This window comes from Pseudomonas cedrina subsp. cedrina (assembly GCF_001983175.1).
Lineage (GTDB): Bacteria > Pseudomonadota > Gammaproteobacteria > Pseudomonadales > Pseudomonadaceae > Aquipseudomonas > Aquipseudomonas cedrina.
The window spans coordinates 104269-116946 of the sequence record NZ_MNPW01000008.1 but is presented as its reverse complement, the minus strand read 5'-3'; the positions used below and the strand labels follow the sequence as shown (position 1 = coordinate 116946).

13 protein-coding genes are annotated in these 12678 nt (G+C 62.5%); 2 read left to right on the top strand and 11 right to left on the bottom strand.

The window, feature by feature from the left end:
• Window positions 1–15 precede the first annotated feature (15 nt).
• From lipB to BLL36_RS17800, 11 genes are all read right to left on the bottom strand, one after another.
• Window positions 16–663, bottom strand: coding sequence for a lipoyl(octanoyl) transferase LipB (gene lipB / locus BLL36_RS17850; RefSeq protein ID WP_076952668.1), 648 nt, complete (start codon window positions 661–663; stop codon window positions 16–18).
• Entirely contained in the window at window positions 663–938 is a 276-nt protein-coding gene (locus BLL36_RS17845; RefSeq protein ID WP_048724650.1) for a DUF493 domain-containing protein, read from the bottom strand. Before BLL36_RS17845 ends, lipB begins: the two co-directional genes overlap by 1 nt.
• Before the next feature lie 83 nt (window positions 939–1021).
• Entirely contained in the window at window positions 1022–2179 is a 1158-nt protein-coding gene (locus tag BLL36_RS17840) for a D-alanyl-D-alanine carboxypeptidase family protein (RefSeq protein WP_003176292.1), read from the bottom strand.
• A gap of 177 nt (window positions 2180–2356) precedes the next feature.
• Window positions 2357–3355, bottom strand: a complete 999-nt coding sequence (locus tag BLL36_RS17835) for a septal ring lytic transglycosylase RlpA family protein (RefSeq protein ID WP_076952667.1) — start codon at window positions 3353–3355, stop codon at window positions 2357–2359.
• Entirely contained in the window at window positions 3355–4365 is a 1011-nt protein-coding gene (gene mltB, locus BLL36_RS17830; RefSeq protein ID WP_076952666.1) for a lytic murein transglycosylase B, read from the bottom strand. The genes BLL36_RS17835 and mltB overlap by 1 nt, the downstream gene beginning before the upstream one ends.
• A 17-nt stretch (window positions 4366–4382) precedes the next feature.
• The gene (rodA, locus tag BLL36_RS17825) at window positions 4383–5486 is read right to left on the bottom strand and encodes a rod shape-determining protein RodA (protein WP_162279262.1); all 1104 of its coding nucleotides are present in this window, start codon (window positions 5484–5486) and stop codon (window positions 4383–4385) included.
• Window positions 5487–5517: 31 nt separating this feature from the next.
• Window positions 5518–7416 (bottom strand): penicillin-binding protein 2, encoded by a 1899-nt coding sequence (mrdA, locus tag BLL36_RS17820; RefSeq protein WP_076952664.1) that lies wholly within the window; start codon window positions 7414–7416, stop codon window positions 5518–5520.
• Between the two features lie 15 nt (window positions 7417–7431).
• Window positions 7432–7899, bottom strand: coding sequence for a 23S rRNA (pseudouridine(1915)-N(3))-methyltransferase RlmH (gene rlmH / locus BLL36_RS17815; protein ID WP_003176297.1), 468 nt, complete (start codon window positions 7897–7899; stop codon window positions 7432–7434).
• Between the two features lie 9 nt (window positions 7900–7908).
• Window positions 7909–8403 carry a ribosome silencing factor gene (rsfS, locus tag BLL36_RS17810; RefSeq protein WP_003237041.1) on the bottom strand — a complete coding sequence of 165 codons (495 nt, stop codon included), beginning with the start codon at window positions 8401–8403 and terminating at the stop codon, window positions 7909–7911.
• A gap of 69 nt (window positions 8404–8472) precedes the next feature.
• The gene (nadD, locus tag BLL36_RS17805) at window positions 8473–9117 is read right to left on the bottom strand and encodes a nicotinate-nucleotide adenylyltransferase (protein WP_076952663.1); all 645 of its coding nucleotides are present in this window, start codon (window positions 9115–9117) and stop codon (window positions 8473–8475) included.
• Window positions 9117–10382 carry a glutamate-5-semialdehyde dehydrogenase gene (locus BLL36_RS17800; RefSeq protein ID WP_076952662.1) on the bottom strand — a complete coding sequence of 422 codons (1266 nt, stop codon included), beginning with the start codon at window positions 10380–10382 and terminating at the stop codon, window positions 9117–9119. The genes nadD and BLL36_RS17800 overlap by 1 nt, the downstream gene beginning before the upstream one ends.
• Window positions 10383–10558: 176 nt before the next feature.
• Here BLL36_RS17800 and BLL36_RS17795 point away from each other — a divergent pair, with 176 nt between their 5' ends.
• Entirely contained in the window at window positions 10559–11242 is a 684-nt protein-coding gene (locus BLL36_RS17795) for a DNA-3-methyladenine glycosylase (protein WP_076952874.1), read from the top strand.
• A 91-nt stretch (window positions 11243–11333) separates the two neighbouring features.
• The gene (locus BLL36_RS17790) at window positions 11334–12650 is read left to right on the top strand and encodes a bifunctional DedA family/phosphatase PAP2 family protein (RefSeq protein ID WP_076952661.1); all 1317 of its coding nucleotides are present in this window, start codon (window positions 11334–11336) and stop codon (window positions 12648–12650) included.
• Window positions 12651–12678: the final 28 nt, after the last annotated feature.

Below are 12678 nucleotides of genomic sequence, written 5' to 3'. Positions count from 1 at the left end.
CATCAGTAGTCATAGTCAGTCGATTCCGCCCGTAAGGGTCGTCTGCTCAGCATAGTCGAGGTGTTTGACGAGCTGCGCACGCAGCCGGGCACTTACCTCGGCAAATTTAATCGGTGTGGCGTGGTCACTCAGTTGCGTCATCGCCAACCCGGCATAACCGCACGGGTTGATCCGCCGGAACGGCGCCAGGTCCATGTCCACGTTCAGGGCCAGGCCATGAAAGGAACAACCGTGGCGAATGCGCAAGCCGAGGGACGCGATTTTCGCGCCATCCACATACACACCGGGTGCATCGGGCTTGGCCGCGGCGGTCACGCCGTAACTGGCCAACAGCTCGATCAGGCAAGCCTCCATTCGGCTCACCAGGTCGCGTACGCCAAACCCAAGCTTGCGCACGTCCAGCAGCAAGTAAGCCACCAGTTGACCCGGCCCATGGTAAGTCACTTGGCCACCTCGGTCGACCTGCACCACCGGAATATCCCCCGGCAGCAACAGATGCTCGGCCTTGCCGGCCTGGCCCTGGGTGAACACCGGCGGGTGTTCCACCAGCCAGATTTCATCGGCGGCGGTGCTGCCGCGCTCGTTGGTAAAGCGCTGCATGGCATGCCAGACGGGCTCGTAGGCCATCCGGCCGAGCTCGCGAAAGCCCAATACCTGTGGCATCACAGCACCATGTGCACGAAGCCGGTGGCCCGCAGTTCACTGTTGATGTCGTAGAGCTGGTCTTGCCCGATTGCAACGATGTGCAATTGGATCGTGGTGTATTTGCCTGTGGAGCTGGATCGCTCGTCCACACGCTGGTCATTGATCGTCGCGTGCTTACGCACAATCTCGAGGATCAAATCTTTGCGGCCTACGCCGGTATCGCTGATGATCTTGATCGGATAGTCCACCACCGGGAATTCGATCTTTGGCGCCTTTACTTCGGTATCGGTCATGGCGTAACGGCCTCGTAAGCGTAAGCCTTGGCGACAACAAAGCCCCGCGTCGGATCAACGCGGGGCTTTGCAGGTGCACACTATCAGTTGAACAAGCCGTAGAAGAATAGACGGATGCTATCCCACACGCGGCGGAAGATACCACCTTCGTCGACGGCGTCCAGGGCGATCAGGTCGGCGCTGTGCACCACCTTGTCGTCCAGCTTGACTTCGACTTTACCAATCACGTCGCCCTTGGCGATCGGCGCCACCAATTGCGGGTTCATGGTCATGCTGGCCGCGAGCTTTTTCAGCTGGCCTTTAGGCATGGTCAGGGTCAGGTCTTCAGCCAGGCCGGCCTTGACTTGCGAAGTTGCGCCTTTCCAGACCGGCGCGGTCGCGAGCTCCGCACCCTTCTGGTAGAAGGTCTGGGTTTCGAAGAAGCGGAAACCGTAGGTCAGCAGTTTTTGCGTCTCGGCCGCACGGGCCTGCTCGCTGTTGGTGCCGAAGACCACGGCGATCAGGCGCTGGCCGTCACGCACGGCGGACGACACCATGCAGTAGCCGGCTTCTTCGGTGTGGCCGGTCTTCAGACCGTCGACGGTCTTGTCGCGCCACAGCAGCAGGTTGCGGTTAGGCTGCTTGATGTTGTTCCAGAAGAATTCCTTCTGGGAATAGATCGCATAGTGCACCGGGTCGACGCGAATGATCGCGCGCGCCAGGATTGCCATGTCGTGAGCCGACGAGTAGTGCTCAGGGTTCGGCAGACCGGTCGGGTTCATGAAGTGGCTGTTGGTCATGCCCAGGTCGGCCACGGTTTTGTTCATCATGTCGGCGAACGCGTCTTCGCTGCCGGCGATGTGCTCGGCCAGGGCCACGCTGGCGTCGTTGCCGGACTGGATGATGATGCCGTGCAGCAGGTCGCTCACGGTGACCTGCGAACCGACCTTGATGAACATCCGCGAGCCGCCGGTACGCCAGGCGTTTTCGCTGACGGTCACCGGGTCGTTCTCGCCGATCTGGCCGCGGCGGATTTCCAGGGTCGCGATGTAGGCGGTCATCAGCTTGGTCAGGCTGGCCGGCGGCAGGCGCTGGTCACCGTTGTTCTCGACCAGCACGTTGCCGCTGGCGGCATCCATGAGGACCCAGGCCTTGGCGGCCAGTTGCGGGGAGGCCGGCACCATTTCAACCGCCCAGGCGGCCGGGGTGATGATCAGCGAAAGAAGCAGGCACGTGCGTTTGGCTAAGGTGGTGATGTTCATCCGTCTCTCGAAATTGCTTATGGAAACTTGCCCTCGCGGGCAAAACTTATTCAGACAGCCCGTTGCCAGACTGTCGCGTGTTCGGTTGCCCGCTCACCCCTTGCCCCTGGGTTTTTATTGTTCAACGAGCCAACAACCACAGCCCAGGCCCGACGGGCCAGGACCATCAATTCTTTATTATTCAGCCGTGACGACGCTGGGTTGCCCCAGGTTGGCCAGGCGCACGCTGTTCTGCACTTGTGCGACCTCGCTCGGCGAGCCGATCGGGCCCATGCGCACCCGGTGCAGGGTCTGCTGGTTACGCACGATGGAGCTGATGAAGACCGGCGCGTTGACCATACCGCTGAGTTTGGACCTTAACAGTTCTGCCGCGTCCGGGTTGGCGAAAGCGCCGACCTGCAGGTATTGACCACCCGCTGCCGCTGCGCCCGGCGCAGCCCTGGGCACGACGACCGTGTCCGGCGCGTGCTGCTGCGGCGGAGGCGTCCATTGCTCGATCTTGCCCGTCGAGGCGGTCACTTGCGGCTGGGTCGGCGGCTCGTTGAGCATCAACGGCGCCGGCTTGCCTCGCTGGGCCCAATACTGCGCAGGGTCGATACCTTCGACCTTCACGCGCGCGGTACCGGTTTCGGCGTAACCGAGCTTCTTCGCGGCCGCGTAGGACAAGTCGATGATGCGGTCCGAATAGAACGGCCCACGGTCGTTGACCCGCAGGATCACGGTGCGGTTGTTGTCCAGGTTGGTCACGCGGACATAGCTGGGCAGCGGCAAGGTCTTGTGCGCGGCGCTCATGCCGTACAGGTCATAGACTTCGCCGTTGGCGGTGTTCTGGCCGTGGAACTTGGTGCCGTACCAGGACGCCGTGCCCGATTGCACGTAGGTCTTGGAATCCTGCAGCGGGAAGTAATTCTTGCCCAGCACCGTATAGGGGTTGGCCTTGTACGGGCCGGTGTGCAGGGTCGGCGTGGCGTCCGGGATCTTCGACACGTCGACGTCCCACCACGGCGCGCCGTCTTTGTGCGCGCGGTTGATGTCCAGGCCCGGCTGGGCACGGACCACCGCGCCCCCGGATTTCTGCTGCACCGGCCCGCGGCTGGTGGAACAACTGACGACCAGCAGGGACAACGCGGCGAACGCCACCAGCTTGAGCGGTTGATTGAACAGCGATGCCCGCATTACTTGTTGCCCCGTGCTTGGACCAGCATGTCTGACAGTTGATGCACGGCCATGGCGTACATCACACTGCGGTTATAACGCGTGATTGCGTAGAAATTCTTCAGGCCCATCCAGTATTCCGGGCCATTTTCGCCTTCAAGGCGGAACGCCGTCACTGGCATATCGTCAGGCAGCGCATTCTGACTCGACCAGCCCAGCGCCCGCAACTCCCCGACCGTCTTCGCCGGCTCGATGCCCTGGGTCAGGCCCTCGTCGGCACGATCGCCAGCGACCTCTGCGCGGGCCACCACCGGCTCGCAGGCCATCCAGCCGTGGCGCTTGAAGTAGCTGGCCACGCTGCCAATGGCGTCGTCGGGGTTGCTCCAGATATTGATATGGCCGTCACCGTCGAAATCCACCGCATAGGCGCGAAAGCTGCTCGGCATGAACTGCGGCAGGCCCATCGCACCGGCGTAGGAACCTTTGAGCGTCAGCGGATCGACCTGCTCTTCGCGCGCCAGCAACAGGAATTCGCGCAGTTCCTTGCGAAAGAAGTCGGCGCGCGGCGGGTAATCGAAGCCCAGGGTCGACAAGGCGTCGATCACCCGGTAACTGCCGGTGTTGCGCCCGTAGAAGGTCTCGATGCCGATGATCGAAACAATCACCTGAGCCGGCACGCCGTATTCCTGCTCGGCGCGGGCCAGTACCGCCTCGTGCTGGCGCCAGAAGTCCACACCCCGGGCCACGCGGGCATCGGTCAGGAACATCGGACGGTATTCCTTCCACTGCTTCACGCGTTCGGCAGGGCGGGAGATGGCGTCGAGGATCGCCTGCTTTTTCTGGGCTTCGCGGAACACGCCCATCAGCTGTTCGCCGGCGAACCCATAGTCGCGGGTCATTTCACCGACAAACTCGGCGACCTGGGGTGAACCATCATAGTCACCGGCCTGCGCCTCTTGCGTTGCGCCCAGCAGCCCGATCAGGCCCATCCAGGACGCGTGCCGAGTCGCCCAGCCGCGCATTACTTGCATTGACATCTTCACCTTATTCAAACCTGTGCGATCCATTTGCGATGCGTATGAATCGACATCAAAACCCCAAACGCTGACATCAACGTCACCAGCGAAGTTCCGCCGTAGCTAATGAACGGCAACGGCACCCCCACCACCGGCAGCAGGCCACTGACCATACCGATGTTGACGAAAACATAAACAAAAAAAGTCATGGTGAGCGCGCCGGCCAGCAGTTTGCCGAATAACGTCTGCGCCTGCGCAGTGATCACCAGGCCGCGACCAATCAACAGCAGGTAGATCAGCAGCAACGCGCAGATGCCCACCAGGCCGAACTCTTCGCCCAGCACCGCGATGATGAAGTCGGTGTGGCTCTCAGGCAAAAAGTCCAGGTGCGACTGCGTACCCAGCAACCACCCCTTGCCGAATACGCCGCCGGAACCGATCGCGGCCTTCGACTGGATGATGTTCCAGCCTGTGCCGAGCGGGTCGCTTTCCGGGTCGAGGAAGGTCAGGATCCGCTGCTTCTGGTAGTCGTGCATGAAGAAGAACCACATGGCCACAGCCACCGGCACGGCGGCGGCCAGCACGCTGAGGATCCAGCGCCAGCGCAAGCCGCCCATGAACAGCACGAACGCACCGCCCGCCAGGATCAGCAACGAGGTACCCAGGTCGGGCTGGCGCACGATCAGGATGAACGGCACGCCGATCAGGATCAGGCTGATGCCCACGTGCTTGAGCTGCGGCGGCAAGGTGCGCTTGGACAGGTACCAGGCAATGGTCGCCGGCATCAGGATCTTCATGAATTCCGACGGCTGGAAGCGAATTACCCCAGGAATGTTGATCCAGCGGGTCGCGCCCATGGCGTTGTGGCCCATCACGTCCACCACCACCAGCAGCAACACGCCGGCCACATAACCCAACGGCACCCAGCGCGCCATGAAGCGTGGTTCAAGCTGGGCGATGACGACCATCGACAACAGACCCAGACCGAACGACGACGCCTGCTTTATCAGCAGGTCCCAGTTCTTGCCGCTGGCCGAATACAGCACGAACAGGCTGCCGGCCGCCAGGGTCAGCAGCAGGATCAACAACGGGCCATCAATGTGCATGCGTTGCAGCAACGTTGCACGGCGACGCATCACATCTTCACTGGAAAGGATGCGGTCAAAATTACTCTTCATTGGCCGTAACCTCGGTGCTTGTAGGGGGGCCGCCATATTCGGGCTTGAGCCGGCCGTCGCTCGCCAACAGCCAGGCGTCCATGATCTGGCGCACTACAGGGGCCGCAACGCCGGAGCCGGATTCGCCGTTCTCGACCATCACCGCCACCACGATCTTGGGGTCGTCCGCCGGCGCGAAACCCACAAACAAGGCGTGGTCGCGGTGGCGTTCCTGCACCTTGGAGCGGTCATATTTCTCGCCCTGCTTGATAGCGACCACCTGGGCCGTACCACTCTTGCCGGCAATGCGGTACTGCGCGCCGATGGCCGCCTTGCGCGCGGTACCGCGGGCGCCGTGCATCACTTGCTGCATGCCGTGATTGACCTTGTTCCAGTCGGACGGGTCGCGCAAGACGATGTCCGGGATCGGGTTCTCATCCACCGGCTTCTCGCCTTCGATGGTCCTGGCCAGGTGCGGACGGTTCCACACACCTTTGTTGGCCACCAGCGCCGTGGCCTGGGCCAACTGCAGCGGCGTGGCCTGCATATAGCCCTGGCCGATGCCGAGGATCAGGGTTTCGCCCGGGAACCAGGCCTGCCGGCGGGTCGCACGCTTCCATTCCCGCGACGGCATCAGGCCGGGGGACTCTTCGAACATGTCCAGGGAGACTTTCTGACCCAGGCCGAACTTGCCCATATAGGCAGACAAGCGGTCGATGCCCAGCTTGTGGGCCAGGTCATAAAAATAGGTGTCGTTGGAACGCATGATGGCGGTATCCAGGTCGACATAGCCGTCACCGGTGCGGTTCCAGTTACGGTATTTGTGATCGTAGTTGGGCAGCATGTAGTAACCGGGGTCGTACACGCGGCTGGAGGCAGTGACCACACCGGCGTCGAGCCCGGCAATCGCGACCGCCGGCTTGATCGTCGACCCCGGCGGATACAGGCCGCGCAGCACGCGGTTGAACAACGGCCGGTCGATGGAATCGCGCAATTCGGCGTACGCCTTGAAGCTGATCCCCGTCACGAACAGGTTGGGGTCGAAGCTCGGCTGGCTGACCATCGCCAGCACTTCGCCGGTTTTCGGGTCCAGTGCAACCACTGCGCCGCGACGACCGCCCAGGGCCATCTCGGCGGCTTCCTGCAACTTGATGTCCAGGCTCAGCACGATGTCCTTGCCCGGCACCGGGTCGGTGCGCTTGAGCACCCGCAGCACACGGCCACGGGCGTTGGTCTCGACTTCTTCGTAACCCACCTGCCCGTGCAGCTCCGGCTCGTAGAACCGCTCGATGCCGGTCTTGCCGATATGGTGGGTGCCGCTGTAATTGACCGGGTCGAGGGTTTTCAGCTCTTTCTCGTTGATCCGCCCCATGTAGCCCACCGAGTGCGCAAAGTGCGGCCCTTGCGGGTAATGCCGCACCAACTGCGCCACCACTTCCACACCGGGCAAACGGAACTGGTTCACCGCGATCCGGGCGATCTGCTCTTCGGTCAGCTCAAACAGGATCGGCACCGGCTCGAATGGTCGGCGCCCCTGCCGCATGCGCTTTTCGAAGATCACGCGGTCTTCCGGCGTCAGCTGCAGCACCTCGACGATCACGTCGAGCACCTGCTGCCAGTCGCCGGAACGTTCCCGGGTCATGCTCAGGCTGAAGCTGGGCCGGTTATCGGCCACCACCACGCCATTGCGGTCGAATATCAGCCCACGGGTCGGCGGAATCGGTTGCACATGCACCCGGTTGTTTTCCGACAGCGTGGAGTGATAGTCGTATTGGATGACCTGCAGGAAATACAGGCGCGCCACCAGCACACCGATCAAACCCACCACCATAAAGGCGCCAAACACCACGCGAGCGCGTACCAGACGTGCGTCTTTCTCGTGGTCCTTGATGCGGATCGGCTGGGTCATCGGCAGGGGCGCAGATTATTTGTGGTAAGGGTGCCCGGACAGAACTGTCCAGGCGCGATACAGCTGTTCACCGATCAGGATTCTTACCAACGGATGCGGCAGCGTCAGCGCAGACAACGACCAACGCTGGTCCGCCCGCGCACAGACTTCCGGCGCCAGCCCTTCGGGACCGCCCACCATGAAGTTGACGGTACGCGAGTCCAGGCGCCAGCGATCCAGCTCCACCGCCAGTTGCTCGGTGCTCCAGGGTTTGCCGTGCACTTCAAGGGTAACGATGCGCTCGTTGGGGCCGACCTTGGCCAGCATGGCTTCGCCTTCCTGACGGATGAAGCGCGCCACATCGGCATTCTTGCCCCGGGTATTGAGCGGTATCTCTACCAGTTCCAGCGACAGCTCGGCGGGCAGACGCTTGGCATACTCGTGCCAGCCTTCTTCCACCCACTTGGGCATGCGTGAACCGACAGCAATCAGACGCAGGCGCACAGCCGTTCCTTATTCCTGGTCTTTGTTGAGCTTGTCGAAGTGCGCGTGGCCCACTTCCGGGCTGTGGTGCTTGCCATCGGCGGCACGGCTCTGTTCGGCGCCTTTCCACAGGCGCTCCAGGTCGTAGAACTGGCGAGCGTTGGAGGTCATCATGTGCACGATCACGTCGTCCATGTCCAGCAGCACCCAGTCGCTGTCGCCCTTGCCTTCTTCACCCAGCGGCTTGACGCCCTGGGCCTTGACGGCTTCGCGCACCTTGTCGAGCATCGCGCCGATCTGGCGGTTCGAGGTACCGGTCGCGATGATCATGTAGTCGGTGATGCTCTGCTTGTCGCGCACGTCCAGCACCTGGATGTCCTGGGCTTTCACGTCTTCCAGGGCCGCCACGGCGACTTTTACCAGCTCTTCGCCAGCCAGTTCAGGACCAACGTGGGCTTCAACCGGCAGCGGGGCGCTTTTGAACGTGCCTTTGCGCTTAACTTTGCTTACGTCTTTGTTCGTCATATAAAACCTGTTTTGCTCGTATGTTCGGGCGCTCGCGCTACGACTGTGCGTAGGTTCAAGCGCGCCTTTTCAGTTCGACGCACGGTAAAGCCCGTGCGCATCGATGTAGGCCAGGACCGCGTCAGGCACCAGGAAACGTACCGACTTCCCGCTGGCCAGCAGTTGACGGATCTGGGTGGCGGACACCGCAAGCGGGGTCTGCCAGACGAATGCAATATTCCCGTTCGGCCCGGTCAGGGCCAAGGGGTCACTTACCGACCGCGCGGCCAGCAGGTTGCGCAAGGCATCCGGCGGTTCGCTGTCGGCATCCGGGCGTTGCAAAACCAGGATGTGGCAATGCTGGAGGAGTTCCTCCCAGCGATGCCAAGAGGGCAGGCCGCAAAATGCGTCCCAGCCCAAAAGCAGAAACAACTGGTCATCGGCGCCCAACTCGGCGCGCATCAGCTCCAGGGTGTCGACAGTGTAGGACGGTTTGTCGCGCTTGAGCTCGCGATCGTCCACCACCAGCGGCGCAATGCCTTCAACCGCCAGGCGCACCATTTCCAGGCGTTGTTGCGGCGCCACCTGCGGCGTGTCGCGATGCGGCGGCCGGAAATTGGGGATCAGGCGCAGCTCGTCCAAGGCCAGCGCGTCCGCCACTTCCAGGGCACTGCGCAGATGGCCGATGTGCACGGGGTCGAAGGTACCGCCGAGCAACCCGATGCGTTTAGCCATCAAGTGCGCACATGACCGTCGCCGAACACCACGTACTTCTCGCTGGTCAGGCCTTCCAGCCCAACCGGGCCGCGGGCGTGAAGCTTGTCGGTGGAGATACCGATCTCCGCCCCCAGGCCGTACTCGAAGCCATCGGCAAAGCGCGTCGAGGCATTGATCATCACCGAAGCGGAATCCACTTCGTTGAGGAAACGCCGCGCATCGCTGAAATGCTCGGAAACAATGGCGTCGGTGTGCTTGGAGCCGTAAGTGTTGATGTGTTCGATGGCCTCGTCCAGGTCGTCGACAATCTTGATCGACAGGATCGGTGCCGTGTATTCGGTGTACCAGTCCAGCTCGGTCGCCTCGATCACGTCCGCGCCCAACAGTGCTCGGGTGCGCACGCATCCGCGCAGCTCCACGCCCTTGTCGCGGTAGATGGCGGCCAGCGGCGGCAGCACGCGCTCGGCAATACCGGCGTGCACCAGCAGGGTTTCCATGGTGTTGCAGGGCGCGTAGCGGTGCGTCTTGGAGTTGTCGGCGATGCGGATCGCCTTGTCGATGTCGGCGGCGACGTCGATGAATACGTGGCACACGCCGTCCAGGTGCTTGATCACCGGCACCTTGGCCTCACGACTGACGCGCTCGATCAGGCTCTTGCCGCCGCGCGGTACGATCACGTCGACGAATTCCGGCATGGTGATCAGCGCGCCGACGGCCGCGCGGTCGGTGGTTTCCACCACCTGCACCACTTCAGCGGGCAGTTCGGCCACGGCCAGGCCTTGCTGGATACACGCAGCAATGGCTCGATTGGATTGGATGGCCTCGGAACCGCCACGCAGGATGGTGGCGTTGCCGGACTTGAGGCACAGGCTCGCGGCGTCGATGGTCACGTTGGGGCGCGACTCGTAAATGATGCCGATCACGCCCAGGGGCACGCGCATCTTGCCGACCTGGATGCCGGACGGCAGGTAACGCATATCGCGGATTTCACCGATGGGGTCAGGCAGCTTGGCCACCTGACGCAGGCCTTCGATCATGTCGTCGATACGTGCCGGGGTCAGCGCCAGGCGGTCCAGCAGGGCCGGTTCCAGGCCATTGGCGCGGCCGTTGGCCAGGTCCAGCTCATTGGCGGCGGCGAGCGCTGCGCGCGAAGCATCCAGCGCATCGGCGGCGGCCAGTAGGGCACGGTTCTTCTGCGCGGTGCTCGCACGGGCGATCAACCGCGAGGCCTGACGGGCAGCGCGACCCAGGCGGGTCATGTAGTCAAGAACGGACTCAGTCATTGGGTCAGGAAGTCTTGGCAAAGAGGAAAGCGGCAGATTATAGCTGTGACGCCGCCTGACTGACAGCGGTGAGGGGCGGATGGTCGAAATGAACTGTAAAAACCTTGTGTTCAGCCGTAATTAAGGCGGGACTTGTTATGATTCCGTCACATTTAGCCGTATTTACCCTGACCGCCATGCCCAGTTCAATGCCGCAACTCCCCGCCAGCGCCCTGCCCGACAGCTTCTTCGACCGCGACGCGCAATTGCTTGCCCAGCAATTGCTCGGAAAAGTCATTCGCCATCGTGTCGGCGAAATTTGGCTTTCGGCGCGAATTATTGAAACCGAGGCGTATTACGCGGCCGAAAAGGGCAGTCACTCTTCATTGGGCTACACAGAAAAGCGTAAGGCTTTGTTTCTGGATGGCGGCCACATCTACATGTACTACGCCCGCGGCGGCGACTCCCTTAACTTCAGCGCACACGGGCCCGGCAATGCCGTGCTGATCAAATCGGCGTATCCGTGGGTCGACGCATTGTCCGGCCCGGCCAGCCTGGCGCAAATGTTGTTGAACAACCCCAATCCCGACGGCAGCCCGCGCCCGTCGCACAAGCTGTGCGCCGGCCAGACCCTGTTGTGCAAAGCCCTGGGGCTGAAGGTGCCGATGTGGGATGCCAAGCGCTTCGATCAGGAGTTGCTCTACGTCGAGGATGTGGGCCAGACACCGGCCCAGATCATCCAGACGACGCGCCTGGGTATTCCAATCGGTCGCGATGAACACCTGATGTACCGCTTCGTCGATGCAAGCTATGCGCCTTATTGCACACGGAACCCGTTGCGCAGGGGCCAGGTCGAAGGCCGCGACTATTTTTTGATTTGAATTGAGTGAACATTGAGACCTGCAGCACAGCAGATCCCACAGTTGATCCCCAGTGTTTCCAAGTATGTTGTGCATTGATGGAGTGGATTGTATGGGCCAATGGCTCGATAGCATTACCGGCTGGTTGAGCCTGAACCCCGAATGGCTGGCGGTGGCGGTATTCATCGTTGCCTGCGTGGAATGCCTGGCCATCGCCGGCCTGATCGTGCCGGGCACGGTATTGTTGTTCGCCATTGCGGCGCTCGCCGGCAGCGGCGCGCTGTCGCTGAGTGAAACCTTGCTGCTGGGCTTCCTTGGCGGGTTGTTGGGTGATGGGGTTTCCTACTTCCTGGGCCGAAATTTCCATCAGAACATCCGGCGCCTGCCGGGTCTGCGCCAGCACCCGGAATGGATGAGCGGCGCCGAAACCTACTTCCACAAGTACGGCATCGCCAGCCTGCTGGTAGGCCGTTTCATCGGCCCGCTGCGGCCCATGCTGCCGATGGTGGCCGGGATGTGCGACATGCCCTTCCCACGCTTCGCAATCGTGAGCATCGTGGCGGCGGCGGGCTGGTCGGTGGCGTATCTGTTACCGGGCTGGGCGACCGGCGCCGCGTTCCGCCTGCCGTTGCCCGATGGGTTCTGGCCCGAGGCGGCGGTGGTCGCGGGGTGCCTGGCGGTGGTGGTCGGGCTGAGCCTGAACAGCAGCCTGCGCGGCCATCGGCGCGCCACCTTATGGATTGGTTGCGCCAGCCTGGTGCTGTTGATCGCGCTGTTTATCGGCTACCACTCGCTGGATAACTTCGATCACGGCCTGAGCGCCCTCGTGCAGGAACACCGCAGCCCCTGGCTGGACGAAGTGATGGTGCGCATCACCCAACTGGGCGAATTCAAGAAGATGTTTGTAGCCAGCGCCCTCTTCACCGGCTTGCTACTGCTGGCGCGGCAATGGCGTCATGCGCTGTTTGTCGGCGTGACGCTGGCCGGGGCTGCGGTGATCAACACCGGGACCAAGCTGTTTTTTGCGCGCGGCCGCCCGGAAATCCTGACAGACCCTTTGACCAGTTTCAGCATGCCCAGCGGCCACGCGTCCGGCGCGTTCGCGTTTTTCCTGGCCCTGGCGGTACTGGCAGGGCGCGGCCAACCCACGCGGCTGCGCCTGACCTGGATGCTGCTGGGCTGCATCCCTGCGGCATTCATCGCGCTGTCGCGGGTTTACCTAGGCGCCCATTGGCCCACCGACATTCTCGCCGGCACGCTGCTGGCCATGACGGTGTGCGCGTTCAGCCTGGGCATCAGCGAATACCGAAGCCCATTGCCGGCCATGCCGCAAAAAACCTGGTGGCTGCTGCTGCCGGCGTTGGTGGCGGTGCTGGGCTTTATCGCACTGGCCGGCACATCGCACGCGCTGCTGCGCTACGCCTATTAACTTGTAGTGAGCGGGCTTGCCCCGCGCT

What these genes read in the sequence shown, in the direction of transcription:
- lipB (WP_076952668.1), bottom strand. Translation starts at nt 663, where the DNA reads ATGCCACAGGTATTGGGCTTTCGCGAGCTCGGCCGGATGGCCTACGAG.
- BLL36_RS17845 (WP_048724650.1), bottom strand. Translation starts at nt 938, where the DNA reads ATGACCGATACCGAAGTAAAGGCGCCAAAGATCGAATTCCCGGTGGTG.
- BLL36_RS17840 (WP_003176292.1), bottom strand. Translation starts at nt 2,179, where the DNA reads ATGAACATCACCACCTTAGCCAAACGCACGTGCCTGCTTCTTTCGCTG.
- BLL36_RS17835 (WP_076952667.1), bottom strand. Translation starts at nt 3,355, where the DNA reads ATGCGGGCATCGCTGTTCAATCAACCGCTCAAGCTGGTGGCGTTCGCC.
- mltB (WP_076952666.1), bottom strand. Translation starts at nt 4,365, where the DNA reads ATGCAAGTAATGCGCGGCTGGGCGACTCGGCACGCGTCCTGGATGGGC.
- rodA (WP_162279262.1), bottom strand. Translation starts at nt 5,486, where the DNA reads ATGCGTCGCCGTGCAACGTTGCTGCAACGCATGCACATTGATGGCCCG.
- mrdA (WP_076952664.1), bottom strand. Translation starts at nt 7,416, where the DNA reads ATGACCCAGCCGATCCGCATCAAGGACCACGAGAAAGACGCACGTCTG.
- rsfS (WP_003237041.1), bottom strand. Translation starts at nt 8,403, where the DNA reads ATGACGAACAAAGACGTAAGCAAAGTTAAGCGCAAAGGCACGTTCAAA.
- nadD (WP_076952663.1), bottom strand. Translation starts at nt 9,117, where the DNA reads ATGGCTAAACGCATCGGGTTGCTCGGCGGTACCTTCGACCCCGTGCAC.
- BLL36_RS17800 (WP_076952662.1), bottom strand. Translation starts at nt 10,382, where the DNA reads ATGACTGAGTCCGTTCTTGACTACATGACCCGCCTGGGTCGCGCTGCC.
- BLL36_RS17795 (WP_076952874.1), top strand. Translation starts at nt 10,559, where the DNA reads ATGCCCAGTTCAATGCCGCAACTCCCCGCCAGCGCCCTGCCCGACAGC.
- BLL36_RS17790 (WP_076952661.1), top strand. Translation starts at nt 11,334, where the DNA reads ATGGGCCAATGGCTCGATAGCATTACCGGCTGGTTGAGCCTGAACCCC.